The organism is Paractinoplanes toevensis (assembly GCF_018332695.1).
Lineage (GTDB): Bacteria > Actinomycetota > Actinomycetes > Mycobacteriales > Micromonosporaceae > Actinoplanes > Actinoplanes toevensis.
The window spans coordinates 49,769-75,596 of sequence record NZ_BOQN01000058.1 but is presented as its reverse complement, the minus strand read 5'-3'; the positions used below and the strand labels follow the sequence as shown (position 1 = coordinate 75,596).

28 protein-coding genes and 2 pseudogenes are annotated in these 25,828 nt (G+C 70.1%); 13 read left to right on the top strand and 17 right to left on the bottom strand.

All coding sequences use genetic code 11. The features are described from left to right. Positions 1-60: 60 nt before the first annotated feature. A pseudogene (locus Ato02nite_RS53040) lies at positions 61-255 on the top strand (ATP-binding protein); the annotation flags it as partial. A gap of 9 nt (positions 256-264) precedes the next feature. Here the strand turns inward: Ato02nite_RS53040 and Ato02nite_RS21860 are convergent. From Ato02nite_RS21860 to Ato02nite_RS21850, 3 genes are all read right to left on the bottom strand, one after another. Beyond that, a complete protein-coding gene (locus Ato02nite_RS21860; protein ID WP_213008454.1) occupies positions 265-744 on the bottom strand; it encodes an SLATT domain-containing protein in 480 nt (159 codons plus the stop codon). Positions 745-765: 21 nt separating this feature from the next. After that, positions 766-2,340, bottom strand: a complete 1,575-nt coding sequence (locus Ato02nite_RS21855; protein ID WP_213008453.1) for a DUF5305 family protein — start codon at positions 2,338-2,340, stop codon at positions 766-768. Between the two features lie 100 nt (positions 2,341-2,440). Then, positions 2,441-2,926 carry a hypothetical protein gene (locus tag Ato02nite_RS21850; RefSeq protein WP_213008452.1) on the bottom strand — a complete coding sequence of 162 codons (486 nt, stop codon included), beginning with the start codon at positions 2,924-2,926 and terminating at the stop codon, positions 2,441-2,443. Positions 2,927-3,194: 268 nt separating this feature from the next. On the opposite strand from Ato02nite_RS21850, the gene Ato02nite_RS21845 reads away from it, so the two are divergent. Further along, positions 3,195-3,893, top strand: coding sequence for a pentapeptide repeat-containing protein (locus Ato02nite_RS21845; protein WP_246607296.1), 699 nt, complete (start codon positions 3,195-3,197; stop codon positions 3,891-3,893). Positions 3,894-3,902: 9 nt separating this feature from the next. Further along, positions 3,903-4,871, top strand: a pseudogene (locus Ato02nite_RS21840) (TerC/Alx family metal homeostasis membrane protein); the annotation flags it as partial. A gap of 228 nt (positions 4,872-5,099) precedes the next feature. On the opposite strand, the gene Ato02nite_RS21835 reads toward Ato02nite_RS21840, so the two are convergent. After that, positions 5,100-6,107 (bottom strand): translation initiation factor 2, encoded by a 1,008-nt coding sequence (locus Ato02nite_RS21835; RefSeq protein ID WP_213008450.1) that lies wholly within the window; start codon positions 6,105-6,107, stop codon positions 5,100-5,102. Positions 6,108-6,265: 158 nt separating this feature from the next. Next, positions 6,266-7,117, bottom strand: coding sequence for a spermidine synthase (locus Ato02nite_RS21830; RefSeq protein WP_213008499.1), 852 nt, complete (start codon positions 7,115-7,117; stop codon positions 6,266-6,268). 78 nt (positions 7,118-7,195) lie between these two features. Here Ato02nite_RS21830 and Ato02nite_RS21825 point away from each other — a divergent pair, with 78 nt between their 5' ends. Then, the gene (locus Ato02nite_RS21825) at positions 7,196-7,576 is read left to right on the top strand and encodes a hypothetical protein (protein WP_213008449.1); all 381 of its coding nucleotides are present in this window, start codon (positions 7,196-7,198) and stop codon (positions 7,574-7,576) included. A 4-nt stretch (positions 7,577-7,580) separates the two neighbouring features. Here Ato02nite_RS21825 and Ato02nite_RS21820 read toward each other — a convergent pair whose 3' ends face one another. Next, positions 7,581-7,760: an antitoxin gene (locus Ato02nite_RS21820; protein WP_213008448.1), complete on the bottom strand. Its 180-nt coding sequence runs from the start codon at positions 7,758-7,760 to the stop codon at positions 7,581-7,583. Further along, the gene (malQ, locus tag Ato02nite_RS21815) at positions 7,757-9,700 is read right to left on the bottom strand and encodes a 4-alpha-glucanotransferase (RefSeq protein ID WP_213008447.1); all 1,944 of its coding nucleotides are present in this window, start codon (positions 9,698-9,700) and stop codon (positions 7,757-7,759) included. Before malQ ends, Ato02nite_RS21820 begins: the two co-directional genes overlap by 4 nt. Before the next feature lie 103 nt (positions 9,701-9,803). Here malQ and Ato02nite_RS21810 point away from each other — a divergent pair, with 103 nt between their 5' ends. Continuing rightward, complete coding sequence (locus tag Ato02nite_RS21810; protein WP_213008446.1) at positions 9,804-10,061, top strand: hypothetical protein; 258 nt, start codon at positions 9,804-9,806, stop codon at positions 10,059-10,061. 51 nt (positions 10,062-10,112) lie between these two features. Beyond that, positions 10,113-11,351, top strand: coding sequence for a chitosanase (locus tag Ato02nite_RS52560; RefSeq protein ID WP_213008445.1), 1,239 nt, complete (start codon positions 10,113-10,115; stop codon positions 11,349-11,351). 22 nt (positions 11,352-11,373) lie between these two features. On the opposite strand, the gene Ato02nite_RS21800 is transcribed toward Ato02nite_RS52560, so the two are convergent. The 3 genes from Ato02nite_RS21800 to Ato02nite_RS21790 all read right to left on the bottom strand — a co-directional run bounded on the left by Ato02nite_RS21800 (position 11,374) and on the right by Ato02nite_RS21790 (position 14,156). Continuing rightward, on the bottom strand, positions 11,374-12,609 hold the full coding sequence (locus Ato02nite_RS21800; protein WP_213008444.1) for a glycoside hydrolase family 16 protein: 1,236 nt from the start codon (positions 12,607-12,609) through the stop codon (positions 11,374-11,376). Positions 12,610-12,705: 96 nt separating this feature from the next. Then, positions 12,706-13,629 (bottom strand): carbohydrate-binding protein, encoded by a 924-nt coding sequence (locus Ato02nite_RS21795; protein WP_213008443.1) that lies wholly within the window; start codon positions 13,627-13,629, stop codon positions 12,706-12,708. A gap of 149 nt (positions 13,630-13,778) precedes the next feature. Next, positions 13,779-14,156 carry an ATP-binding protein gene (locus tag Ato02nite_RS21790; RefSeq protein ID WP_213008442.1) on the bottom strand — a complete coding sequence of 126 codons (378 nt, stop codon included), beginning with the start codon at positions 14,154-14,156 and terminating at the stop codon, positions 13,779-13,781. 104 nt (positions 14,157-14,260) lie between these two features. Between Ato02nite_RS21790 and macS the strand changes: the two genes are divergently transcribed. Then, positions 14,261-15,373: a MacS family sensor histidine kinase gene (gene macS / locus Ato02nite_RS21785; RefSeq protein WP_213008441.1), complete on the top strand. Its 1,113-nt coding sequence runs from the start codon at positions 14,261-14,263 to the stop codon at positions 15,371-15,373. Continuing rightward, positions 15,373-16,008, top strand: a complete 636-nt coding sequence (locus Ato02nite_RS21780) for a response regulator (protein WP_213008440.1) — start codon at positions 15,373-15,375, stop codon at positions 16,006-16,008. The genes macS and Ato02nite_RS21780 overlap by 1 nt, the downstream gene beginning before the upstream one ends. A 4-nt stretch (positions 16,009-16,012) precedes the next feature. Here the strand turns inward: Ato02nite_RS21780 and Ato02nite_RS21775 are convergent, their stop codons facing one another. The 6 genes from Ato02nite_RS21775 to aroA form a co-directional block, all read right to left on the bottom strand. Further along, entirely contained in the window at positions 16,013-16,570 is a 558-nt protein-coding gene (locus Ato02nite_RS21775; protein WP_213008439.1) for a DUF5709 domain-containing protein, read from the bottom strand. A 9-nt stretch (positions 16,571-16,579) separates the two neighbouring features. Continuing rightward, a complete protein-coding gene (locus Ato02nite_RS21770) occupies positions 16,580-17,320 on the bottom strand; it encodes an ATP-binding protein (RefSeq protein ID WP_246607295.1) in 741 nt (246 codons plus the stop codon). Between the two features lie 698 nt (positions 17,321-18,018). Further along, positions 18,019-18,885 carry a hypothetical protein gene (locus tag Ato02nite_RS21765; protein ID WP_213008498.1) on the bottom strand — a complete coding sequence of 289 codons (867 nt, stop codon included), beginning with the start codon at positions 18,883-18,885 and terminating at the stop codon, positions 18,019-18,021. A gap of 145 nt (positions 18,886-19,030) precedes the next feature. Continuing rightward, the gene (gene hisN / locus Ato02nite_RS21760; protein WP_213008437.1) at positions 19,031-19,834 is read right to left on the bottom strand and encodes a histidinol-phosphatase; all 804 of its coding nucleotides are present in this window, start codon (positions 19,832-19,834) and stop codon (positions 19,031-19,033) included. A 259-nt stretch (positions 19,835-20,093) separates the two neighbouring features. Continuing rightward, the gene (gene rsgA / locus Ato02nite_RS21755) at positions 20,094-21,164 is read right to left on the bottom strand and encodes a ribosome small subunit-dependent GTPase A (RefSeq protein WP_213008497.1); all 1,071 of its coding nucleotides are present in this window, start codon (positions 21,162-21,164) and stop codon (positions 20,094-20,096) included. A 2-nt stretch (positions 21,165-21,166) separates the two neighbouring features. Next, entirely contained in the window at positions 21,167-22,459 is a 1,293-nt protein-coding gene (gene aroA / locus Ato02nite_RS21750) for a 3-phosphoshikimate 1-carboxyvinyltransferase (protein WP_213008436.1), read from the bottom strand. A 78-nt stretch (positions 22,460-22,537) separates the two neighbouring features. Here aroA and Ato02nite_RS21745 point away from each other — a divergent pair, with 78 nt between their 5' ends. From Ato02nite_RS21745 to rsrA, 5 genes are all read left to right on the top strand, one after another. Then, positions 22,538-23,218, top strand: a complete 681-nt coding sequence (locus Ato02nite_RS21745; RefSeq protein WP_213008435.1) for an SOS response-associated peptidase — start codon at positions 22,538-22,540, stop codon at positions 23,216-23,218. Between the two features lie 192 nt (positions 23,219-23,410). After that, entirely contained in the window at positions 23,411-23,806 is a 396-nt protein-coding gene (locus Ato02nite_RS21740) for a WhiB family transcriptional regulator (protein WP_213008434.1), read from the top strand. Positions 23,807-23,839: 33 nt separating this feature from the next. After that, complete coding sequence (locus tag Ato02nite_RS21735; RefSeq protein ID WP_213008433.1) at positions 23,840-24,442, top strand: alpha/beta hydrolase family protein; 603 nt, start codon at positions 23,840-23,842, stop codon at positions 24,440-24,442. A gap of 67 nt (positions 24,443-24,509) precedes the next feature. Next, the gene (locus Ato02nite_RS21730; protein WP_213008432.1) at positions 24,510-25,289 is read left to right on the top strand and encodes a sigma-70 family RNA polymerase sigma factor; all 780 of its coding nucleotides are present in this window, start codon (positions 24,510-24,512) and stop codon (positions 25,287-25,289) included. Between the two features lie 6 nt (positions 25,290-25,295). Further along, on the top strand, positions 25,296-25,583 hold the full coding sequence (gene rsrA / locus Ato02nite_RS21725; RefSeq protein ID WP_203812518.1) for a mycothiol system anti-sigma-R factor: 288 nt from the start codon (positions 25,296-25,298) through the stop codon (positions 25,581-25,583). Positions 25,584-25,629: 46 nt separating this feature from the next. Here rsrA and Ato02nite_RS53305 read toward each other — a convergent pair whose 3' ends face one another. Next, on the bottom strand, positions 25,630-25,704 hold the full coding sequence (locus Ato02nite_RS53305; RefSeq protein ID WP_369814844.1) for a 50S ribosomal protein bL37: 75 nt from the start codon (positions 25,702-25,704) through the stop codon (positions 25,630-25,632). Positions 25,705-25,828: the final 124 nt, after the last annotated feature.

The window sequence follows — 25,828 nt, the reverse complement described above, 5'->3', positions numbered from 1 at the left end:
CGCTGCTGAGGGCCGGATCTACAAACCGTCAAGCTCTGCTGGTGCCGAACCGGCGGCCGTGCCCGCGAAGAATTTCGCAGTCGGCTTTTCGAACGTCTGACCCGGGCCGCCCGCGACGCCACCGCCGTCCGGGGCGCCGGGCTCGGCCTCTACATCGTCCGCGGCCTGGCCCAGGCCAACCACGGCGACATCCGCTACGAACCGGGCCCGGCCGGTGGCTCGATCTTCATCCTGAGCCTGGAGGCGGCCGGGTAGGCCGCCGGTTCACGCGGCCGGTTCGGTCTGCAGTTTCTCCCGTCGGCGACGCCCCCAGCTGCGCGTCTCGGTCAGCACCAGCGCGTCGATGGCGGCGACCAGCTCCCGCTGGCGCTGCGGGGTGCGCTCGGCGACCGGCAGCAGGCGGTACTGGCTGATCTCGGCGGTGGCCTTGGCGCGCGCCTCGGAGGCGGCCAGCCAGTCGTCGTGCCAGGACACGATGCGGCGCAGCCCGGCGAGAAAGGCGACCAGCCCGGCCACGATCGCGGTGATCCAGGGCGGAGCGTCCAAGGCCGCCAGCACGGTGGCGGCACCGGCCAGGAGAAGCGCGCCGGACTCCGAGAAAACATAACGTTGATGCGTACGGCGCATCTGCGCCCGATACCACTCGGCCTGGACCATGGAGTGCACGAGAGCACGATCGGCCAGATCCTCCTCGGAGAGCCGTTCGTCGATCTCGATGAGTTGCTGTCGTTGCGCCCGCTTCACCGGCCCAGTCTGCCGGGACGGTCAAGAGGCCTGAGTGGGCGCCTTGTGCCGATGTGTGCCCGAGGTGGTCCGATTGATGAAGTCGACGTTCTGCAGTGTCGGTTCGTCATCCAGCGGCACCCGGTAGCGGTAGGTGATCCCCTCATCCCGCACGACGAAGTCGTCGGCGTCCGGCCGCCGCCAGGTGAGAATCATCTGACCGTACTTCTCGGACAGCCGCACCAGAGCCGGGAAGTTGTCGACGTTGACTACCGGCTTACCGGGTGGACTGGCCATCGGTTCCACCTGCACCAGCAGGTTGGGATAGCGGCGCTCGATCTCGGCCCGGGTCCGAACCGGCAAGCGACGAAGAGCGGCAAGAGCGACTGCTGCGGCGACTGCTGCTGCGGCGATCAGGAGCAAAATAGCTCGGGAGCGAGCCACCGACGCCGTCATGAATGAATGACCCAAGATACTTATCTCGCGTGGCACCACGGTGTCCGGTGCCACTGCAGCCACCGCCTCGGTCTTGAATTTGCCCTCGCTGAGCGTCATCGCGAAGCGGTTGATGCCGATTTGAAGCGGGGCTGCCAACGTCGCCAAGCCGGGCGACGAGACCTGAGCGGTGAGCGCGATCGTCACCGCTCCGGTGGGGGACGCGCCGATGGCTCTTGAGGCGTTGTCGGCCCGATCGACCAGGGCGGAGAAATCGAGCGGCACGGTCGCATCAAAGGTGGTGCTGGTGAACGACGTCTCGCTCACCAGCGTCATGGTCGTGTGCCAGCCAGTGCCGTTTGTCAGTGTCGCACCGAGTTTGAACCTACCGGCCGGACCTTCGTAGCGGGCGTTCAGGTTGGCTCGGTCAGCCAGCTTCCGGAAGACGGGATCCGGTGAGTTGACCGTCGTGTTGTCGTAGGCGGCCGACTTCGGCACCTTCGCGGAATATGAATAGGTAATCGATCGACTGGGTGCCGGCGCGGCGGCGGGCCGAGTCTCGACGAGAGGCTTCATCCAGCCGAGAACTCCCAGTGTCAGGGCGCACAAGGTCAAGATCGCGGCGACCACCGCGGCGGCGCGCAGCATGAGGGAGAGCCGTCTGACCGCCGTCACGGCCGTTACTACGGTCGCCCACGAGCCTCCCTGGCGCGTCGACATGGCCTTCACCTTCTTCTTCCGGCGTCCCCGCGGAATCTCCCGCCGCGTTCGTGCCGTCGCGGCCCTGCCGCCGATGACAAGAAAGCTGAGCATTCCCAGGCCGCTCGGGCCCAGCAGGGGTTTGAGCCAAATTCCCCCGTGGGGAATGTGCAGGACGGCACGACCGATCATGTCCTCGGTGGTCGGGGTCAGCGGGTCGACCGACTCGTTGTTGTCTCCCTTTATCACGAATCCCGCGGAGCCGTCCCCGCCGATGATGCGATGGAGGACCCGCTGGCCGGGACTTTCCCCATGGTAGGCGGCAATTTGCCCGACATGATACGAATCGGCCTTCATGACGAAGACGAGGTCATCCTGGTAATAGACGGGGTTCATGCTGGTGCCATGGGTCACGACATAGCCGACGCGTTCCGTCATGATCGCCCAAGCACCGATGGCCGCCATCCCAAGGATGGCGGCCACGAGGTACGTGCGTAGAGAACGCTGAATCGGTTTCCCCCAGGTGCGATGAGCTATCGCTAGCCTCGCACCCGGGATGGCCGGACGCGCTGATTACGCGCTGTTAGGCGACCTGAATCGACAGGCCGGTGAGCCCACGCTTGAAGCCCTGAATCGCATCGCCGGTTCCACTGTCAGCCGCTGAACAGGTGATGGTGGACGTAGCCGTGGCAAGCGTGAACGCCGGGGCGGTGGCGTGCAGGACCACGGTCGAGCCGTCGGTGCAGCTCCACTCGTCAGCGTCCGCGGCGTCAGCGGGGACGTTGGTCGTGTCGCTCCAGGCGCCGCCGGCAGGCGTAATGGTCACGACCTTGCCGACCGTCGACGTCAGAGTGATGGCGATCGAGCTGGTCTGGGCGCCGGTGGCGTCGCGGTTGTAGGTGACGTTGGTGATGTTTGCGCCCGACACCGTCTGCACGACCGTGCCACCGATGAACTGCGAAGCAGTGGCGCCGTTGGAGCCACCCCACGTGACACCGGAACCGGTCATTGCGGTTGCGCCAGCGGCGACAACACCAGCTGCGACGACTCCACCGGCGATCTGAAGCATGCCAAGAGAACGCATAGGATCATTTCCCCCTGTTTCGTAGCCATCCGGATTGTCGCCCTCGCGGCTCTTGTGCGGTGGGCTTCCGTGCTCACCGCTTGACACCTGATGAATCGGTCGCCGGTCCCTGACCCCTGAGGGTTGGAGCGGTTTTTCTGGCAATTTCCTGGGGGAATTTCGCGTGAACCGGCTCACCCGTTACCCCGGCAGTGCTAGTGCATCTCCGGTCCCAAGACGCCCACCGGGGACGCCGTCTGGGAGACTGGGCCAGGTGGGCGAACGGGTGCTTGAAGCGGACTGCGCAAACTGCGCCGGGCTCTGCTGTATTGTCCCGGCATTCGTTAAATCGTCAGACTTTGCGATCACCAAAGAGGCCGGGAAACCCTGTCCGAACCTGGGTTCTGACTTCCTCTGCGGGATTCACGAGCGGCTCGACCAGAAGGGTTTCCACGGCTGCGTGGTCTTCGACTGCTTCGGGGCGGGGCAGCGGATCACCCAGGAGAACCCCGGGGCCGACCTGTCCACGATGCGGCAGCTGCATGAGCTGATGTGGCTGCTGACCGAGGCGCTCAAGATTGACGCTGCGGTCGCCGTACACAGTAAGTTGCGTGCGGCTCTCGCCGAGATCGACCACCTGGCGGGCGGAACGCCCGCGTCGGAAGACGCGGAGGCGCAGCGGCGGAAGGTCAACCCGCTGTTGCAGAAGGCCAGTCATCTCGCGCGGGCCGGCACGCCCCGCAAGGATCATCGGGGTGCCAACCTGATCGGCCGGAAGATGCGTGGTGCCGACCTGCGTGGCGCGAGCTTTCGCGGCGCTCTGCTGATCGGGGCCGACCTGCGCGAGGCCGATCTGCGGCGGGCCGACTTCACCGGGGCGGACCTGCGGGGGGCCGATCTGCGCGGCGCGAACCTGGCTGATGCTCTGTTTCTCACAAGATCACAACTGCGCGCGGCGGTCACTACTCCCTAGGATGTGCGCATGCTGTGGCTGCTGACCGTTCTGGGCATTGTCGGTCTGCTGCTTTTCGACTTCTTCTTCCATGTGCGCAAGGCGCACGTGCCGACGCTGGGCGAGGCCGCCCGGTGGACGGCGATCTACGTGAGCATCGCGCTGCTGTTCGGTCTGGGCGTCACGATCTTCGGTGGCGGGCAGATGGGCGCGGAGTATTTCGCCGGTTACGTCACCGAGGAAGCGCTGTCGGTCGACAACCTCTTCGTCTTCCTGCTGTTGCTGTCGAGCTTCAAGGTGCCGCGGGCCGATCAGCAGAAGGTGCTGCTCGTCGGCATCGCCGTGTCGCTGGTGGCGCGCACCGGGTTCATCTTCCTGGGTGCCGCGCTGATCAACTCGTTCGCCTGGGTGTTCTATTTGTTCGGGCTGATCCTGCTGGTCACGGCGGGCAACCTGCTGCGGGAGCAGCGCGGCGACGACGACGAGTCGCCGGACAACTTCGTGATCCGGCTGGCCCGGCGGGTGTTGCGCACCTCCGACGACTACGACGGGGACAAGCTCTTCACCTATCAGAACGGCCGCCGGGTGCTGACCCCGATGATCCTGGTGATGGTGGCGATCGGCGGGACCGACATCCTGTTCGCGCTCGACTCCATCCCGGCGATCTTCGGCCTGACCCAGAACGTGTACCTGGTCTTCACTGCTACCGCGTTCTCCCTACTCGGGCTGCGGCAGCTGTATTTCCTGATCGACGGGCTGCTCGACCGGCTGGTCTACCTGTCCTACGGCCTGGCGGCGATCCTCGCGCTGATCGGCGTGAAGCTGATCCTGCACGCCATGCACGAGAACAACGTGCCGTTCATCAACGACGGCGAGCCGATCCACACCGCCGAGATCTCCACCGGCCTGTCGCTCGGGCTGATCGTCGGCATTCTGCTGCTCACCGTGGTGGCGTCGCTGCTGAGCCCGAAGGGACGCGCCCAGACCTATGTCGCAGCGGCCCGCCGGCACGCGACCGAGTTCCTCGACATCGAGAAGGACCCGACGTACTGCGACAAGATCTATCACCGCCTGCTCGACGAGGAGGCGAACATCAAGGCCCTGCCGGAGAAGTACCGGGCGAAGATCCGGGCCGAGGAGGAGCTGATGGCGCTGCTCCACCGGGCCCACGCAGAGCACACCGAGCGGGTGGCGGACGGGCGCTGTTACACCCCGGCCGCCGCCCGGTCAGATGTTGCGGGTGCGTGAGCCGATCTCGTCGTCGATCGGGCGGCGCGGGGCGACCCCGCGGCCGCGGCCGGAGTTGGCGGCGAGCCGGGCCCCGGTGCGCCGGATCTGCTCGGCGCGGTCGCCCGAGTCGTCCGGCCCGCCCAGGTAGGCGTTGAGGTTGGCGGTCTGTGCCTCGGCCGGACCGAGGCCGCCGCTGACCAGGTTGGCGACCCGGGCGGCCAGGTCCGCGGCGCGGGCGGCCAGGTCGGGGGTGCCGTGCAGGGTGGCGTGGTCGGCCGGGCGGGCCGGCTGGGACCGGGTGTCGTCGTCGAAGCCGGGGCGCAGCATCTGCGGTGGCGTGGTGCCGAAGTCGGCGTGCCCGGCCATCGGCAGGCCGGCGGGCTGGGCGGGCACCGACGCCGAGGCGGCGTAGGCCGGGCGCGGGCGGGGCTGGGGCGCGGGCTCCTGGACCGAGACCGCGCCGAGCAGCGTCACGGTCTGCCCCTCGCCGCCCTGGTAGTTGCTGAACTCGGGGCCGATCACCAGGCGGGACAGCATGCGGCCCTGCGGCGCCGAGATGCCGAGCTCGGCCGCGTGCTCCACCCGGTAACGCGCGATCGTCTGGCGTAACACGTTGGCCAGGCGGTCGGCGTCACCGACCGTCGCGATGTCGCCGCCCGCGAAGACCAGCGCGGGGAACGTGCCGCCCGGGCCGGCGCAGACCAGCTGAATCTGGGTGACGGTGGCCGACCGGCCGGTGTCCCGGTTGCCCGGCTGCACCCGCAGGTGCTGCGGCCACGGCCAGCGCAGCTCGCCGGTGGCGCCGGTGACGACGTCCCGGTAGATCACCCGGTCGTCGGTGATGACGACCTCGGTCTCCTCCGGCAGAGTCCACCGCGGCAGCGAACTGGGCTCCTCGAACGCATACTCCGCCACGGCGCAGCGGCCGGTCCACAGCACTCTGGAGCCGGCGTCGACGCCGGTCGTCGCGCTGCCCGGCGCGGCCAGGAAATACTTCTCGGTCATGCGCCTACCCCCCAGTCGGCGGCCGCGAGTGGAACGCGGCTGGACCGATTACAGCCGAGTAACATCGGCCGCGACAAGTCACTGGCCGCGTTTCACACCGGTTTTGTTGACGACTACACGACAGGCCGGAAATTGCTGCACCTTCGGCCGACGTTTGGTTACTTTCTGCTACTGAAAAGTCCCGCCGGCGGGATCGGTGACGCGACGGCGTTACTGTCGGTGACCGGTGCCACGCCTCCGGCAAATCGGTCCAGATCGGTCTCGACCCGCCCCGGGAACCAGTCGCCGGCCGCTCGCCGGGTGAGTTCGGCGATCGGCAGCGGGGTGCGGCCGGCGAGCACCACGAGATTGCCGAAACGGCGGCCGCGCAGCACCGCGGCGTCGGCGACCAGGCAGGCCTCGGGCAGGGCGGCGCGAATGGTGGCGACCTGGGCGCGGGCGTAGCGCAGCGGCGGGCCGTCCGCGACGTTGGCGATCAGCCGGCCGTCCGGGGCGAGCACCCGGGCCGCCTGCCGGATGAAGTCGACCGACGCCAGGTGGGCCGGGGTCCGGGCGCCGGCGAACACGTCCAGCACCACCAGGTCGTACCCGGCCTCGCGCATGCCCTCGACGGCCTCGCGCGCGTCGCCCACCCGTACCCGGATGGAGGCCTTCGCCGGGAGCGGAAGCTCGCGGCGGACCATCTCCACCAGCGGCCCGTCGATCTCCACCACCCGCTGCGGTGAGCCGGGCCGGGTCGTCGCGATGTAGCGGGGCAGCGTCAGCGCCCCGCCGCCGAGGTGCAGCGCGCGCAACGGCTGCCCGGCCGGGGCGATCAGGTCGATCGCCGCGGCCATCCGCCGGATGTACTCGAACTCCAGGTGGGTGGGGTCGGTGAGGTCGACGTGCGACTGCGGGGCGCCGTCGAGCAGCAGCGTGAACGACTCGGGCCGGTCGGCGTCCGGGATCAACTCGGCGATTCCGGACGCGACCGTCTCCACGATCCGGTCCGATCTTCTCCGCTGCCCCACGAACATCCCGATTCCGCCAAAAACGACCAGAAGACCGTTTTAAACTGAGAAAAGCTTATTTGAGTACGGAGGTAGGCCTTGTCCACGAGCAACGTGCTGGCTCAGATCATCGGCGATCAGCCGCGCCGCCCGTCGGGGCCGCCACCGACCGGTGCGATGCCCGCGATACTGGCCGCGGCCAAGGAGGAGGCGGGTGCGCCGCTGCGCATCCGCCGCTACGAGTCCGAGGAGGGCCAGTTCTTCTGGCGCTGGGACTGCCTGGGCTGCGGCGAGTACGGCGGTGGCCGGCACCACACCGACGCGGTGTCCCGGGCCATGCGCCACTGTGGCGAACACCCGGAACACCGCTCCTCGCTGCTGCCACCGGCCCTGTGCCGGCAGCGCGATCAGTTCCTCCCGCTGCACCCGATGCTGTTCGCCGTGGACGACGACCCGGGCCCGGAGCCGTTGGCCGGCTAGCCGGCTAGGGGCGGGTGTCGCCCTCGCCGGTGCGCTTCTGCGCCTCGTCGACGCCCTTGTCGATGTGGCCCGAGTACTTGTGGCCGGTGCGCTTGTCGACCTCGTCACCGACCTTCTCGAGGGCCTGGTCGACCTGCTCGTCGTGCTTGTCGAGGAAGTCTTTGGCCTTGTCCATGAAGCTCATCGGGTCTCCTTGGTCGAACGTGTGCGCAGGATCTCGGCGGTCCGCTCGATGCGCGGGTCCGCGGCGATCTGCTCAAGGCTAAGCCGCAGCGGCATGCGCCAGTTCGGGTACTCCTCGTAGGTGCCGGGCAGGTTGGGCTGGTCCAGCTCGCCCAGCACGTCGTAGAGCGACGCGGTGATCAGGCGGCACGGGGTGCGGGCCAGGAACTCGTGCATCGCCACCACGACCTCGTCGTCGGTGCTGGCCGCGGTGATCAGGCCCTCGGCCCGCAGCGCCGCCTTCAGCGCGGCCCGGTCGGCCTCGGCGCTCGCCCGCTCGTCCTCCACCGAGCCGGCCAGCTGGCCCAGCTCGGCCCGCACCTTCACCTGCTCGCCGGCCAGGAAGCCGGCCGCGGTCGGCAGGTCGTGCGTGGAGACCGTGGCGAGCGCGTTGCGCGGGTACTCCTCCGGCGGGTAGAAGGGCTGGTCCGGGTCCTTCCAGTCGCGGGTGAACCAGAGCACCGCCGACCCGAGCATGTTCATCCGTTCGAGACCCTCGGTCACCGCGGGCTGCACCGTGCCGAGGTCCTCGCCGATCACCACCGCCCCGGCCCGGGTCGCCTCCAGGGCCAGAATGCCGAGCATCGCCTCCGGGTCGTAGTGGATGTAGGTCCCGGCGCTGGCGTGCATGCCCGGCGGCACCCACCAGATGCGCCACAGCCCGGCCACGTGGTCGACGCGCAGGCCGCCCGCGTTCCGGAAGATCCGCCGCAGCATGTCCCGGTACGCCGCGTAGCCGGTCTCGATCAGCTGGTCCGGCCGCCAGGCGCTCAGTCCCCAGTCCTGCCCGAGCTGGTTGAACGCGTCCGGCGGCGCGCCGATGTGCACGCCGGCCGCCAGCACGTCCTGCAGCAGCCAGCCGTCGGCGCCGGCCGGGTCGGTGCCGACCGCGAGGTCCAGCACGATGCCGACCGGCATGCCCTGCACCGCGGCCGTCTCCTTCACCGCGGTGAGCTGCTCGGTCAGCAGCCGCTGGAGCCAGACGTGGAAGGCGATCCGGTCGCTGTGGAAGGCCCGCACGGCCGGGCTGTCCGGGCGGCGGAACTCGGCCGGCCACTCCTGCCAGTTCGCGCCGTACAGCTCGGCCAGGGCGCAGAACCGGGCGAAGTCGGTGAGGCCCGGATCGGACTCGAGGTCGATCTCGCCGGCCAGCGGCCACAGGATCTCCAGCGCGGCCCGTTTGGCCTGCCAGACCCGGCTGTAGTCGATCAGCTTGCCCGGCGCCGGCTTCAGCGCGTCGACCTTGGCGCGCAGCGGGGGATCGGCCCGGCGGTATTCGGCCGTGTCCTCGATGTGCAGGTAGATCGGGTTGGCGAAGCGCCGGCTCGACGGCGAATAGGGCGACGCCGGCACCGGCAGGGTCGGCGTGATCGCGTGCAGCGGATTGAGCAGCACGAGCCCGGGAGAGCCCGAATGGCCGAGGAAGGTGCGCAGGTCACCGAGGTCACCGATGCCCCACGACCGGTCCGAGTGCAGGGCGTAGAGCTGGAGCATCCAGCCCCACGTCTCGGGCGCGGCGGGCAGCTCGGCCGGCACCACCACGAGCGTGACGTCCTGCCCGCCGAGGTGCAGCCGGTGCCAGCCCAGCGGCAGGTCGTCCGGCACACCGCCGGTCACCTCCCGGCGGCCGCCGTCCTCGAGCTCGATCGTGCCGGTGCCGGGCAGCTCCCGGCCGGAGCCCTCGCGCACCACGATCGTCCCCGGCAACCGGCCCAGCCCGTCCCGCTCGCGGACCGCGGCCAGCTCCGACCGGATCGCCGCGGGCGTGGTGGCGTCGACTCCCAGCAGGCCCAGCACGCCGACGACCGACTCCGCGGCGACGTCCTTGCGCTTGCGGTGCCAGTCCTCGTACCAGGTGGCCACCCCGTGTTCCTCGGCCAATGCCACCAGATCGGCGTCCATCCGTACCCCTTTGCTCGGTTCCGCCTGCTCTCTTACCCTGCCCGATCGTTCTCAATTCGGACAGCCTGTGAAGCACTTGCGCAGGTCGGGCACGATGGACCGCATGTCTGCAGTAGTGAAATGGTGGTCCCGGGCCGCCGCGGCGGTGACCGGTGCGGTGCTCACGCTGGTGGTTCCGGTGCACGCGTGGGCCGCGAGCAATGGTGTGGCCGATGTGGCGATCGAGGCGGCGAAGTACCGCCGGCGGCGCAGCGGGTTCGGTTTCTTCGGTTTCCTCGGCGGCCTGTGCTGCCTGCTGGTGGTCGCCGGAATCGTGCTGGCGATCGTCCTGATCGCCCGGGGGCGGCGGAAGAAGGGCTGATTTTCGGCAAAGAGGCGGCGGTCGGCCGCGAGCCCGACCTAGCGTTGAAGGATGCGGATACGCCGGAGGACGCTCGCGCTCGGCGGAGGCATCGCGGTCGTGCTGTGCGTGCCGCTCGGGATCTCGGTCGCCGCGAGCGCCAACAACGACGTCCTGATCTCCCGCGACCGGGCCGCGATCGCCTCCTCGGTCCGGGGCGCGGCCTGGGTGGCCGGGAAGGCCACCGACGCCGACTCGTCCACCCGCTGGGCCAGCACCGACGGTCCGGGCACCCAGTGGGTGCGGGTCGACCTCGGGGCGGTGCAGGCGGTCGATCGGGTGCGGCTGAAGTGGGACCGGACGTACGCGAAGTCGTACCGCGTGCAGACCTCGGTGGACGGTGCCAACTGGAACGACGTCTACGTCACCCGCTCCGGTGACGGCGGCACCGACGACCTGAAACGGCTCGACGGCTCCGGGCGGTACGTCCGGGTGCTGGCCACCCAGCGCGGGCGCGACCGGGGCGGTTACTCGCTCTTCGAGGTCAAGGCGTACGGGCCGAAGGCCACTCCGCTGCGCGCGGTGACCCCGGCGAGCGGCTCGCTGGCGGCCGGCCTGGACGACGGCCGGAAGAAGGAGACCGCGCTCGAGCTGATCTCCAGCGCCGAGAACTCCACGCTGAGCTGGCGCGAGCAGTACGCCTACATCGAGGACCTCGGCGACGGGCGCGGCTACACGGCCGGCATCGTCGGCTTCTGCTCGGGCACGTCGGACATGCTGGAAGTGGTCAACGAGTACACCCGCCGCAAGCCCGGCAACGTGCTGTCGGCGTACCTTCCGGCGCTGCGCACGGTCGACGGCTCGGACTCACACGCCGGGCTCGACCCGGGCTTCACCGCCGCCTGGAAGCAGGCCGCCCGCGACCCGATCTTCCAGAAGGTGCAGGAGGACGAGCGGGACTGGATGTACTTCGAACCGGCCATGCGCCTGGCCCACGCCGACGGGCTGCGCGCGCTCGGCCAGTTCGCCTACTTCGACGCGGCGGTCATGCACGGGGTCTCCGGGCTGCGCGGCATCCGGGCCGCGGCGCTGCGCGAGAGCCAGGCGCCGGAGCTGGGCGGTGACGAGATCACCTACCTGAACGCGTTCCTCGACGCGCGGACCGACGAGATGCGCACCGAGGAGGCGCATCGCGACACCACCCGGGTCGACACCGCCCAGCGGCAGTTCCTCAAGCGCAGCAACCTCGATCTGGTGGGCCCGCTGAACTGGCGGGTCTACGGCGACGCGTACCGGATCGCCGCCGACTAGAAGCCGGCGGCGATCGCAGCGATCAGGCCTTGGTCCACTTCTGGTTGGTCGCGCCGGTGCAGTCCCACAGTTGCAGGGTCGCGCCGTTCGCGCTGTTCCGGTCCTTGATGTCGACACACCTGTTGGCCGACACGTTGACCAGGTCACCCGCCGCCGACAGGGTGAACCGCTGCACCGGGTTGCCGTTGCAGGTCACCAGTTGGATCGGGGTGCCGTTGGTCAGCGCACCGCCGGCCGGGTCCATGCACTTGCCCATCGACCGCAGGGTGCCGTCGCTGTTGGCGGTCCACTTCTGGGCGGCGGTGCCGTTGCAGTCGTACGTCTGCAGGCGGGCACCGTCGACCGGGTTGGCCCCCGGGATGTCGATGCACCGGCCGCTGAAGTTGCTCTTCAGCGCGTTACCGGTGCCCGTACCGCCGCCGCCGTTGTCGTTGTTCCACGCCGAGACGCGGACGTAGTCGACCAGCATGGTCTGCGGGAACACCGTGCTGGCGTCCGGGTAACCGGGCCAGTAGCCGCCGACCGCGACGTTCAGGATCATGAAGAAGTTGTGGTCGAAGACCCAGTTGCCGCTGACGTTCGACGGCGTGACCCGGAAGTACTCGGAACCGTCCAAATACCAGACGATCAGATTCGGAGACCAATCCACCGCGTACGTGTGGAAGGCGTCGCCGAGTGCCGAGCCGATCGTCCGGTTGCCGCCGACGCCACCCGCGCCGGAGTAACCGGGCCCGTGCACCGTGCCGTAGACCGTGTTCGGCGCGTTGCCGACGTTCTCCATGATGTCGATCTCGCCGGTGGTGGGCCAGTTGTTGCCGCCCAGCATCCAGAACGCCGGCCAGATGCCCTGACCCTTCGGGATCTTGATGCTGGCCTCGAACCGGCCGTAGGTCTGCGAGAACTTGTCCGCGGTCAGGATGCGGCCCGATGTGTACTGACAGGTGCCGTAGTGGCACTGGTAGTTCGCCGGGTTCTCCTTACGGGCGGTGATCGCCAGGTGGCCGGCGCCGTCCTGGCGGACATTGCTGGTCGAGTTGGTGTAGTACTCCTGCTCGTTGTTGCCCCAGCCGCTGCCGCCGATGTCGAACTTCCACTTCGACGAGTCGACCGGGGTGTTGGCCGCGCCGTTGAACTCGTCCGACCAGGTAACCGGGCCGACCGCGGCTTCGGCGGTGTCGTTGCGGGTGCCGGCCCACAGACCGGCGGTGAGTGTCGTCGCGACCACGGCCGCGGCGAGAAGGAAACGGGTCTTACGCATGGGGGATTCCTCCGGGGAAGAGGCGTGCGTTACCGGCAACAGTCTTTATAGATAGACGGTCGTCGGTCAAGCCGCTTCGGCGGAATCGGCCCCTAGTTACACCTTTTCGAAGAGATTGGGCAGCTTCGTGGGCTCCCAGCCGGGCAGCGAGGTGTGCGCCTCGAGCACTCGGTAGGTCACGCCCTCGAAGAGGACCAGGTCGCCGACCGAGTACTTGGTGAACGTGGCCCACTCGGCGGCGGCCGGGGTGGTCTCGGCCGGCGGAGGCGGCGTCGTGGTGGCCGGCGGTGTGGTCGGCTCGGTCGGCGGCGTCGGCGTCGGCTCAGTGCTCGGCGGGGTCGTCGGCTCGGCGGTCGGCTCGGTCGGCGGGCTCGTCGGCTCGGTCGTCGGCTCGGTCGTCGGTTCCCCCGACGGCGAAGCCGTGGGCGGCCCGCTCGGCGACGTGAAGACCTGCACGAAGTCGATCTCCATGCGCCCGGCCGAATCTCCGTCGCTGGCCAGGTTGAGCACCAGCGTCAACGGCCCGCCGTCGTCCTGCCGCACCAGCCGGAGGCTCGGCTTGCCGTCGACGGTCCAGACCACTTCTTCCGGCGACCAGTCCAGGGCGTACGTGTGGAAGTTGCGCCCGGACGTCGGGTCGATGCCGCCCTCGATCGTCTCGATCGTGCCCTGTGGCACCCGGCCGTCCGCGTCCAGCAGCGAGAACGCCCGCCACACGCCGTTCCTGCGCTGCACCTTGATCCGCGCCTCGGCGTGCCCGAACGCGTCGGTGAACGTCTGCTTCGACCGCAGGACCCGGGTGACCTGGGCCTCGCCGTCGGAGATCGAGGCGCCGTCGCCGACCGGGGTGCCGTTGTTCTTGAGCAGCGCCCACTTCGACATGTCCAGGCCGCCGCTGGTGAAGTCGTCGGAGAACGAGCTCCGGCCGTAGCGCGCGGGGTTGCGGTGGTGCGTGTCGGCCGAGGCCACGTCGTTCTGCGAGGGCAGCCAGACGGCCGCCATCAGACCCGCGGCAGCCACCGCCAGAACCGCCACGGTCCTCGGCCGGGACATCCACGCCGGCGTACTGGACCGATGACGTGCCTCGTGCACCATGAACTCCCCTTCAGGTAACAGCAGGCACGACTTTGTTGACACGAGCCCGATCCCGCAAGATCGGGGCAGCAGTTTTAAGACTCCCTTAAGGAAACCCGACTGGAAACCCGAACCGTCGTCCCACCGGCGCCCGTGATCAACTGAAAGGTATCGGTCAACTCCTCGGCCAGCCAGAGACCCCAGCCACCCGGTTGAGTCGTCGCAGGTCGCACCGGCTTTTCCGGCACCGGGTCGGTCAGGCCCAGCCCCGTGTCGCTGACCTCGCACACCACCGCGTCGTCGGCGCACCACAGCGCGACCCGGCCCAGACCGCCGCCGTGCCGGACCGCGTTGGTCAACAGCTCATTGACGGCCACCACGAAGTCGTCGAGCCGGTCGCCACCCAGGCCGGCGTCGGCGGCGCGGGACGCGACGGCGTGCCGCAGCGCGGTGATCGAGCTGCGGTCGAACATCTCGGTGAGCAGAACCTCGGTGCTGATGTCTCGACCGTAGGCGACGTCCGATCTTTCCGCAGGGCGGGGCTCGCCCGGTCGGTGTGATGTGGAAAGGTCGGCGCATGCGGGACAGCGGCTTTCAGGCACCGCTGTGGCGGGCCATCGCGGTGTACCGGATCGCGGCACTGACGTACGCGACGATCCTCGTGATCAACAACGTCGCCCACTACGCGCGACCGGTCCTCGCCTGGCCGGTGCTGGCGGTCATGCTCGGCTGGACGGCTTTCACGACCTACGCCTATGCCAACCCGGCCCGCCGCCGCCCGCTCCTCCTGGTCGCCGACCTCCTGATCACCGCGGCGGCCCTGGCCGCCAGCGTGGGGGTCGTCGGCCGGATCGCGCTCGAGGAGGGCAAGCCCACCCTCGCCGTCGCCTGGCACGTGGCGCCGGTGCTGGCCTGGGCGGTGGCCGGCGGCCGCCGTGGCGGGATCGCCGCCGCGCTGGCCATGGGGGTCACCGACCTGACCGTGCGCGCCCACTGGGACCAGGCCGCGCTCACCGGCTCGGTGCTGATGCTGCTGGCAGCCATCGCGGTCGGCTATCTCGTGCGGATCGCCGAGGTCGCCCAGGAACGGCTGCAACGCGCCATCGAGCTGGAGGCGGCCACCCGGGAGCGGGAGCGGCTCGCCCGGGACATCCACGACTCCGTGCTGCAGGTGCTGGCGCTGGTGAAACGGCGCGGGGCCGGGCTCGACGGGGAGGCCGGCGAGCTGGCCCGGCTGGCCGGGCAGCAGGAGGCGAAACTGCGCAGCCTGGTCGCCGCCCGGTCGGTGCCGATCGTGGACGGCGCCGACCTGATGACCCTCCTGGGTGCGCGCGAGTCACCCGACGTGACCATCTCCGGCCCGGCCGAACCGGTCCGGCTGCCCGCCGGGACGGCCCGGGAGATCGCCGCGGCCGTGGCCGCGGCCCTGGACAACGTGGAACGGCACTGCGACCCCGGCACCAAGGTCTACATCCTGGTGGAGGACACGCCGGACGAGGTGGTGGTGACCGTGCGCGACGACGGCTGCGGCATCGAACCCGACCGCCTGGTGCAGGCCGAGGCGCAGGGCCGGCTCGGCGTGGCCCAGTCGATCCGCGGCCGCATCACCGACCTGGGCGGCACGGTCACCATCGTTTCAGCCCCCGGCCAGGGCACCGAGGTGGAGATAACGGTGACTAGGCTGACCTGATGGTCCGGGTGATGGTGGTGGATGACCACCCGATGTGGCGCGAGGGAGTGAGCCGCGATCTCGCCGCGGCCGGCTACGAGGTGGTCGCGACCACCGGCGAGGGGCGGCAGGCGGTGCGGATCGCCGCCGCGGCCCGCCCCGACGTGGTGATCCTCGACCTGCAACTGCCCGATGTCTCGGGCGTCGAGGTGATCAACGGGCTGCGGACCGAGCTTCCGGCCGTGCGCATCCTGATGCTGTCGGCCAGCGGCGAGCAGCAGGACGTGCTCGACGCGATGAAGGCCGGCGCGAACGGATACTTACTGAAATCGGCGGCGCTGTCGGATTTCGTGGACGCGGTGGAGCGGACGGCGGCCGGCGACACGGTCTTCACGCCCGGCCTGGCCGGCCTCGTGCTCGGGGAGTTCCGCCGGCTCTCCCAGGAAAAGCCGGAAGAAACCGCGCCGAAGCTCACCGAGCGTGAGACCGAGGTGCTGCGGCTGGTCGCGAAAGGCCTGTCCTACCGGCAGATCGCCGAGCGTCTCGTGCTCAGCCACCGCACCGTGCAGAACCACGTCCAGAACACGCTCGGCAAGCTTCAGCTGCACAACCGGGTCGAGCTGACCCGCTATGCGATCGAGCAGGGAATCGACTGAGCTCTCAGTCGTAGTCGGGGGCGTTGGTCTCGTGCATGGCCAGCTCCTCGGCGCTCGCGCCGCCGCCGGCCGCACCCGCGTCGTACGCCACGCTGTCGGCCTCGTCGTCGAAGCCGTAACCCTCGTCCGGCGCCACCAGGCGGCCCACCGACTCCGGGTTGTCGTCGTCGAGCTGGCCGTCGTCGTAGAGGGAGATCTGCGACTTCGGGTCCGACGTCGGGCTCGCACCCCACACGTCGGCGTCGAAGTCACGCTGCTCGGAGCTGTCGACGGTCTCGTCGAACGGGTCGCGGGCGGCCGGCAGCGGATCTTCGGCGCCGACGTCCGGCGTCTCCTGCCTGAGCCGGTAGTCGAGGGACTCGCCCTCGCGCGCCTCCTCGGCCGTGTCGCCGAACCGATTGGACCCGCCGGGCCCGACACCGGGCAGCGCGGCCGGATCGGCGCCGTCGGCCCACCGGGTGCTGTCGACGGAGTCGTAGGCGTTGGAATCGTCGTCCGCCGTCCCCGGAAGACCGGACGCTTCCGGGTCGGACACCTCGGACGGGTAGTCGTTGTCTCGCATGGTCGCAATCTACCCGCGTAACGGGTCGGTCATGCTCCCCGAGAGCAGCGCCCACACAACCTTGCCGTCGGACAGCGGAAGGCTGCCCCACCGGCTGGCCACCGAATCGATCAGCAGCATGCCCCGGCCGCCGTAGGAGGTGGGTGCGGGCGCTCCGGTATACGACGGAATCGTCCCCGACCGGTCCCGGACAGCCACGCTGAGCCCGCTCGTGTCATGCGGCGCCAGCAGCACGACCATCGAGGTGTGCGCGTGCTGCACCACGTTGTTGACCATCTCGGTCACCACGATGCAGGCCGACCCGGCGACCTCCTCGAGACCCCACCGCGTGCAGGCATCATTGATCAGCTCCCGCGACCGCCGCGCCGCCCCGACCAGAGGCTCCATGCCGATACTCACCCGATGATCGACCGAAGGCGGCCCGAGCTGCGCGAACGCCTTCTCCCGGTCGGCCAGCAGCGGCCATTCGGCGGCCTGCCAGACGACCGGGTCGCCCGGGTTGCAGAGCACGAGCCGGGCGGCCGGCCAGTCCGCGGTGTCCCGATGCAGATCCCGCAACACCTCAACGGCATCCCGGTCGAGCACCTCGAGCTCACCGACGTCGACGACGATCGCCTCAGGCTGCCCGGCCAGCACGTCCAGCAGCGCGGACCGCACGCTGGGCGCGCTCCCGGCATCGAGCACCCCGGCCAGCCGAACCAGCGGAAACGGCCCGGCGCTGTCCACCCGGTGCCGGACGTCGCTCGACATGATCGCTCCATTGTGCATAAGACGTCCCCACTTCGCATTTCCACGCGTCGAGGACCCACCCCGTCTTTCCCCGCACTCTTCCCGTCAATCGGGACATAAGCGCCTGATGGGCATGGTCGAGATGTACCCAGCCCCCCTGCTCTCATGCACGATTACGCCCGCACGCCCCAGGAGGATCAATCCCAAAGATCAAACCCTTCTCCGGTACGGCGATCCCCGCCCCGCCAAGCCCACCCCGCCCCACCGAGCAGCGCGACCACCTGCAACAACAGCCCGCGACGCGCCTATCGCGCAAGGCGCCGCTTCCGGCCCCCACAACGCAGACTCCGGCCGCCCAGGAACCGACATGCCGCCTATATCCGCCCGCTGCTGCTGGAACTCTCGCGAGAGTGTCGAGTTGCTGCGCGCAGCGGACGTCAAATCATCAAGATCGGCGGGAGGGCATGGCGGGGATGGATCGGGCGGCGAAGCCGGCCGGCACCCTAACTGACCAGGCATCCGCTCATTGTCGGCGGGCCGAGGGTGACGGCTGGGCGCGACCGGCCACCGCTGGGCGCGACCGGCCACGGCTGGGCGCGGCGGGCCGGGTGGGGCGCGGCGGGCCCGGTGGGGCGCGACCGGCCCCGGGTGGGCGCGGCGGGGCGTTAGGGCGCGGCGGGGCGGCGCTGCGCGGCGGCGCGGCGGGCCGGTGGGGCGCGTCAGCGGCCGGTGGCGGCGGTGCGCAAGGGCGTTGTCGGGTCAGGGCGGCGGGTCGGGGCCGTGGCGTGGTGGTGCTGGGGCTCGGCGTAGCGGGTCAGGCCTATCACCGCGGCCAGCGTTATCACGAAGCCGACGGCGGCCAGCCAGCCCCGGCCCTCGTGGATGCGGTCGCCCAGCAGGAGCAGGCCGACGATGGCGGCCGGGACCGCGCCGGCCGCGTCCATGGCGGCCACCGCCGCGGTGGTCGAGCCCCGCTGCATCGCCAGGCCGAGCAGTAATTGTCCGACCAGGGAGTGGATCACCAGGAGGTAGAGCAGCGGGTTCGTGAAGAAGCCTGCCGCCGAGTGTTCGTTGGCCAGTGGCCGGGCTGCGATCGCCGCTGCCGAGAAGTCGATGCCGGCCAGCGAACCGAGGACGACGGAACCGAGGGCGCCGTGCAAACGTACGGCAAAGACGCCGGCTATCCCGATCACCAGGACCGACGCGGCGAGCAGGACCACGACGATCGTTCCGAGACGGCGCGAATGCGCCGGCTCCGCCGCCATGACCAGGGCGGTGATGCCGGCCAGCAGCAGGGTGAGCAGGAAGATCTCGGCGGTGGGCAGGCTCCACTTCAGGACGAGTACGCCGAGCAGAGCGGTGACCCCGAGCCCGGCGGCGACGCTCGCCTGCACCAGGAACAGCGGCAGGTCTCGCCGGGCCAGGAAGGCCAGGATGAACCCGAATGCCTGACACCCGATGCCGAGCAGGTAGGTGCGCTGCCCGGCCAGCCGCACGAGCAGCCCCGGGTCGAAGGTGTGGTGCACGGTGGTGCGCGCCGCGGCCGCGGATTGCAGCAGGTTGGCGACCCCGTACGCCAAGATCATGGCGGCGAGGAAGAACCAGCCGGAGGTCACCACGTGACGCACGATAGACGAGTTGCCCACACCCCCGAGCCGCTAACCCCTAACCTCGTCAACGCTTTTGACGGCATTTGTCCGGGATCAGGGCCTGCTGCGTGATCTTCGGGGCTCAGCGCCGGGGAGCCGCAAGCGCCGTGAGGATGGTTTCGTGGAGTGGGCCGTTGGTGGCGATCGCCGCGGTCTTGTCGCCGGGCGGGCGGCCGGTCAGGTCGGTGATGGTGCCGCCGGCCTCGGTGACGATCGGGATGAGCGCGGCCACGTCCCAGAGGGAGAGCTCCGGCTCGATCATGATGTCGAGGGCGCCCTCGGCGAGCAGCATGTAGCCGTAGAAGTCGCCGTAGGCCCGGCTCCGCCACGCGTTGAGCGCGAGATCGACGACGGGTTCGAGGCGGCCGGTGTCGGCCCAGCCGTTCAGGCTGGCGTAGCAGAAGCTGGCGTCGGCCAGCCGGCCGACGCGGGAGACGTTGATCCGGGTGGCGGCGTGCTGGTGCTTCCCGGCGTACGCCCCGTGGCCGCGCGCCGCCCACCAGCGCCGCCCCAGAGCCGGCGCCGAGACGAGCCCGGCCACCGGGGTGTCACCCTCGAGGAGCGCGATGAGCGTGCCCCAGATCGGCACCCCGCGCACGTAGTTCTTGGTGCCGTCGATCGGGTCGATCACCCATCGCCGGGTGCCCGGCCCGGCCGCCGCCTCGGTGCGCCCGAACTCCTCGCCGACCACCGCGTCGCGCGGCCGCGCCCGGGCCAGCGTCGCCCGGATGGCCTGCTCGACGGCCGTGTCGGCGTCGGAGACCGGGGTGAGGTCGGGCTTCGACTCGACCCGCAGATCGAGCGCCCGGAACCGCCCCATCGAGATCGAGTCGGCGGTGTCCGCGAGCAGGTGAGCGAGCGAGAGGTCGTCGGCATATCCGGCCATGGCTGGCACGCTAGCCGATCCGTGGCCCGGCCGTCCCCAGCGCCCGCGCCGCGTCCCAGCCATCGGCATGCCGCTGCGGCGCGGGTCGCGGTGGCCGCCGGGCCCGCCATCGCTGGGCCGCCCCGGTCAGGCCGCGCCGGTCGCGCCGGCTCGGGCCGGTGGGGCCGGGCCGGTCGGGCCGGTGGGGTCGGGCCGGTGGGGTCGGGCCGGTGGGGCCGCGCCGGTGGGGCCGGAAGCTATGGCCTCGGGCGCGGGACGGTCAGGACGGAAGCTCGGTCTCGGGGTGGTCTCGGAAGTCCAGGTCGCCGGCCCGAGAGGCCAGCAACCGGCGGTATGAGGCCAGGCGGCGGGGGTCGGCCTTGCCGTCGGCCACCCAGGCGTCCAGGTGGCACTCCACGTCGGCCGTGGTGTGGCCGCAGTTGGGCTGATCTTCCAGGGTGCCCTCGACCAGGTCGGGGAAGCCGTGCAGGAGGCTCTCGGCGCTCACGTGGGCCAGGCCGAAGCTGCGGATCCCGGGAGTGTCGATGATCCAGCCGGGGTCCTTGCGGGAGCGGCCCACCGGTGGCAGCCGCAGGGCGACCGCGCTGGTGGACGTGTGCCGGCCCTTGCCCACCGCGGACACCACGCCCACGGCGCGCAGAGCGTCCGGGACCAGGCGGTTGACCAGCGTGGACTTCCCGACGCCGGAATGGCCGACCATCACCGAGATCTGCCCGGCCAGCCGCCGGCGCAGCTCGGCCAGGTCGCTGTCGGGATGGATCAGCACGTGCGGCAGGTCGAGCTCGGCGTAGTAGTCCAGGACCGCGGCCGGGCCGGCCAGGTCGGCCTTGGTCAGGCACAGGAGCGGCTCGATGTCGGCGTCGTAGGCCGCCACCAGGCAGCGGTCGATGAAGCCGGTGCGTGGCGGCGGGTCGGCCAGGGCGCTGACGATCACCAGCTGGTCGGCGTTGGCGACCACCACCCGCTCCAGGCGGCCCTCGGGGGTGGTGTCGTCGTCGTCCGCGGTGCGGCGCAGCACCGACGTGCGCTCGCTGATCCGGACGATGCGGGCCAGCGCGCCGGGCGCGCCGGAGACGTCGCCGACGAGCGCCACCCGGTCGCCGACCACCACCGACTTGCGGCCCAGCTCGCGCGCCCGCATCGCGGTGATGATGGGGTCGTCGAGAGAGCCGTCCTCCCGGAAGCAGCCGTATCGGCCGCGGTCGACGGTGATGACCAGCGCGTCGACCGCGTCGTCGTGCTTCGGCCGGGTGCGAGTGCGCGGGCGCGACGAACGGCCCGGCCGGATCCGGACGTCGTCCTCGTCGTACTCCCGCTTGTGTCCTGGCAGGTCTAGCTCCTCGCCACGAGTCCCGCCCAGAGTTCGGGGAACTCGGGCAACGTCTTCGACGTACACGCTACGTCGGTCAGGTTGATGCCCGGCACGGCGAGTCCGATAACCGCCGCGGCGTGCGCCATTCGGTGGTCGGCGTAGGTCTCGAACGAGGTCGCTCGCAGCGGGGCCGGCTCGATGCGCAGGCCGTCGGGGAACTCGGTGATCTCGGCGCCGGCCTTGCTCAACTCGGCGGCCAGCGCGGCGATGCGGTCGGTCTCGTGGCCGCGGATGTGCGCCACCCCGCGCAGCTCACTGGGGCCGCCGGCGAGCGCGGCGAGCGCCGAGATCACCGGGGTCAGCTCGCTGACCTCGGACAGATCGGCGGTGATGCCGCGCAGCGTGCCGGTGCCGCGCACGGTCAGGCCCTCGGGGCCCTGGGTCACCGAAGCGCCGAGCGCGGTGAGCAACTCGGCGAGACGGCCGACCGGCTGCCAGCTCTCGGCCGGCCAGCCGGCCAGGGTCACAGCTCCGCCGGTGACCATGGCCGCCGCGAAGAAGGGTGCGGCGCCGGAGAGGTCGGGCTCGATCACCCAGGTGCGCCCGGTCAGCGCGCCCGGCTCGACGGTCCACACGTCGGGCACCGACTCGTCGACCGCGGCCCCGGCCGCGCGCAGCATGTGGGTGGTCATCCGCAGGTGCGGCGCGGAGGGCACGGGCGGGCCCTCGTGCCGCAGCACCAGGCCCTTGGTGAAGCGTGGCGCGGACAGCAGCAGCCCGGAGACGAACTGGCTGGACGCCGACGCGTCGATCACCGCTTCGCCGCCCTCGACCAGGCCGGCGCCGTGCACGGTGAGCGGCAGACCCCCGCTTGCGGACGCGTCGATCGACACGCCGAGCGAGCGCAGCGCCTCGATGATCGGGCGCAGCGGCCGATTGCGCGCGTGCGGGTCGCCGTCGAACTCGACCACGCCCTCGGCCAGCGCGGCGGCCGGGGGCAGGAACCGCATGATCGTGCCGGCCAGGCCGACGTCGACCCGGGCGGGACCGCGCAGCGGGCCGGGCTCGACCGGCCACCGCTCACTGTCGGTGGTGTCGATCGCGACGCCGAGCGCGCGCAGACCGGCCGCCATCAGCTCGGTGTCACGAGCGCGCAGCGGCCGCTCGATCACCGACGGGCCGTCGGCGAGGGCGGACAGGATCAGCGCACGGGCGGTCATCGACTTGGAGCCGGGGAGCCGCACGGTCGTGCTGACCGGGGCCGACGCGGTCGGTGCGAGCCAGGGGCGAGGTTCAGCAGTCACGGTGGCCATTCTGCCTGCGGGGTACGACACTTCCACGGCGTATTCCCGCCCCCCGGGATCGTGTCGGAAGGCGTACCGTACCGACTCATGTGCGGGCGGTACGCGACGACGCGGAGCGAGGCCGACCTCAGCGACCTCTTCGACGCCACCGACGTCACCGAGGGCCTGGGGCCGAGCTGGAACGTCGCGCCCACCGATCCGGTCCCGCTGGTGCGCATCTCGGCGAGTCACGACGGCAAGCGGGTGCTCGACACCGCGCGCTGGGGGCTGGTGCCGCCGTGGGCCACCGACCTGCGTGGCGGCGCGAAAATGATCAATGCTCGCTCCGAGACGGTGGCCACCTCCCCGGCCTTCGCTCCGTCGTTCGCCCGCCGCCGCTGCCTGGTCCCGGCCGACGGGTGGTTCGAGTGGATCCGCAGCGGCAAGGAGCGCCAGGCGTTCTACATGACCCCGGCCGACGGCTCGGCACTCGCGTTCGCGGGCATCTGGGCGCCCTGGGGTCCCGAGAAACTGCTCACCTGCAGTGTGCTGACCACCGCCGCGCGCGGCGGCCTGGCCCGGGTGCACGACCGCATGCCGTTGATCCTGCCGCCCGATCGCTGGGCCGACTGGCTCGCCGGGGGCGGCGACGCCGACGGATTGTTACAGCCGATGACCGATCATGAACTGAGCGCGATCGATGTCCGTTCGGTGGGTCCCGAGGTGGGCAATGTCCGCAACAACGGACCACACCTGGTGCAGCCGTACGCGGAGGCAACGCTCTTCTGAACTCTTCATGATCAACAGCGGGCTTTGTCGAGATATGTACGCATTTCCAAAGGCGAACTTTGTTTCGAGATAGATAAGCCCCTTGTTCTGATCTTCTACCGTGCGATAGAAACCAGCGCCGGAGTGGTGCCGGTTCGCACGGTGCGGACAGGCCACCACATGCTGTACCGGTCCCACGGGGGAGGTGGGCTGATGACACGGGCTCGTATGCCGCGTCCGCACGAAGTGGCTATCGCTCGACGCGATCCACGACTGCTCGAGGCGATCGAGGAACGCCGCACCGATGAGGCTTGGCGCACACGCGGCGCCTGCCGGAGCGTCGATCCAGAAACCTTTTTTCCGGCTCCTAACGAGCCGTCCGAGAGTGCGATCGCACTCTGCGGGACGTGCACGGTGCAGGGGCCCTGTCTGGCCTGGGCTCTTCAGGTCGGCGACTGTCACGGGGTCTGGGGCGGCACCACGCCGCGCGAGCGCCGCGCGATGCTCGTCGCCTGGCGAGAACGCGTTCGTCCGGACGGCACCGCCGTCGAGGACGACGCGGACGAAGAGGATCGCCGTCTGCTCACGCTCATACCGTTGAGTCGCTGATCCTCCGGTCGGCACTGCTGCTTTCATAGGGCGGTGACCAGCACCGAAATCGAGACGCCGCGCGGGCCTGCCGGGATTCGCATCATCGAACCGGTCGGTCCGCCCGTCAGCATGCTCTTTCTCGGCCACGGCGCCGGCGGTGGCGTCGACGCACCCGATCTGGTCGCGGTGCGCGAGGCGGCCGCGGCGGCGGGCGTACGCGTGGTGCTCGTCACCCAGCCCTACCGCGTCGCCGGGCGCCGGGCACCAGCGCCCATCGGCCAGCTCGACGAGGCCTGGACCGCGGTGATCGAGCACTACGGCGTACACAATCTGCCGTTGATCTTCGGGGGGCGGTCCAGCGGAGCGCGAGTCGCCTGCCGCACCGCCACCACCCTGGGTGCCGCGGGGGTTCTCGCCCTGGCGTTTCCGCTGCATCCGCCGGGTAGGCCGGACAAGAGCCGAGCCGCCGAGCTGCCCGCTGACGTGCCCACCCTGGTCCTCAACGGCGACCGCGACCCCTTCGGCGTCCCCACCGCAACCGCGATGGTCGAGGTGGAGATCCGCCCCGGCGCGACCCACGACCTCCGCAAGGGAGTAGCGGAAACGGCCACCCTCGCCGTCGCCTGGCTGCGCAAGAACGGCTGGGCCAACTGAGGAATGCGCTCGGTAGGCAGACGGTTGTAGTACCCGCGAGCTTGTCCGGCGAGAGGGGTTTGAGCAGGTGCGAGCCGAAGTCAGGTACAGGGACCGCGAGGTCGACCGGGTGCAGAAGCTGTTGTCCGCCCCGGAATGGCCCGCGACCGAATCCACGCCATTGGTGAGTGTCAGCACACCGGCGGTTTTCACAGCGACTACTGGGGCACTACCCGTATCCTCGGCGCAGTCGAGGGGAGAGTCGAGGGTGGCCCAGACAGAGCGTACGGAGGAGCGCCGCGCGCGCTTCGAGCGGGACGCGTTGCCGTTCGTGGACCAGCTATATGCAGCCGGCCTGCGGATGACGCGCAATCCGGCCGACGCGGAGGACCTGGTGCAGGAGACGTTCTTGAAGGCGTTCTCCGCGTTTCACCAGTTCGAGGAGGGCACGAACCTCAAGGCGTGGCTGTACCGCATCCTGACCAACACCTACATCAACTCCTACCGGCGTAAGCAGCGCCAGCCTGTCCAGGCTCCGACCGAGGAAATCACGGACTGGCAGCTGGCCTCGTCGGAGTCGCACACGTCGGTGGGTCTGCGCTCGGCCGAGACCGAGGCGCTGGACCGTCTGCCGGACAGCGACATCAAGGACGCCCTCCAGCAGTTGCCGGAGGACTTCCGACTCGCGGTCTATCTCGCCGATGTCGAGGGCTTCTCGTACAAGGAGATCGCCGACATCATGGGGACCCCGATCGGTACGGTCATGTCCCGGCTGCACCGCGGCCGCCGCAATTTGCGTAAGCTCCTCGAGCAATACGCCGCCGACCGGGGCATCACCCGGACAGCATCGGAACCGCAGGAGGCGTGAGGCGAGATGAGCGGCGTGAACGGCGAGGAACTCGAGCCTGATTGCGGCTTCGTCCTCAACGAGGTTTATCTCTACCTCGACCTGGAGTGCAGTGAGGACCGGCGGACGCTGATCCAGAAACACCTGGACGACTGCACCCGGTGCCTGCGGGAGTACGGCATCGAGCACGAGGTGAAGGCCCTGGTGGCCCGTTGCTGCGGCGACGAGACGGCCCCACGAGAGCTGCGCGAGCGCTTGCGCATCAAACTCGACCAGCTGGAAGTGCAGGTAGAAACCCGGGAGTACCTCCCGTAACAGACAGACGACGAAGGCCCGGCAGTTTCGCCGGGCCTTTCGTGTGTCAGCTGTTGGGGCGCTTGCCGTGGTTGGCGGCGCTCTTCTTACGGGCCTTCTTCTTGCGCGACTTCTTAGCCATGGTGAACTCCTGTTCGTTGCATGTTTCCCGGCCCGATCGTAGTCGGCGCGCCGGGCGGAGCCGGACTCGGCCGGACTGGGATCCGTGATTTGATGGCCTGAACGAACGTTCGACGAGGAGGGTT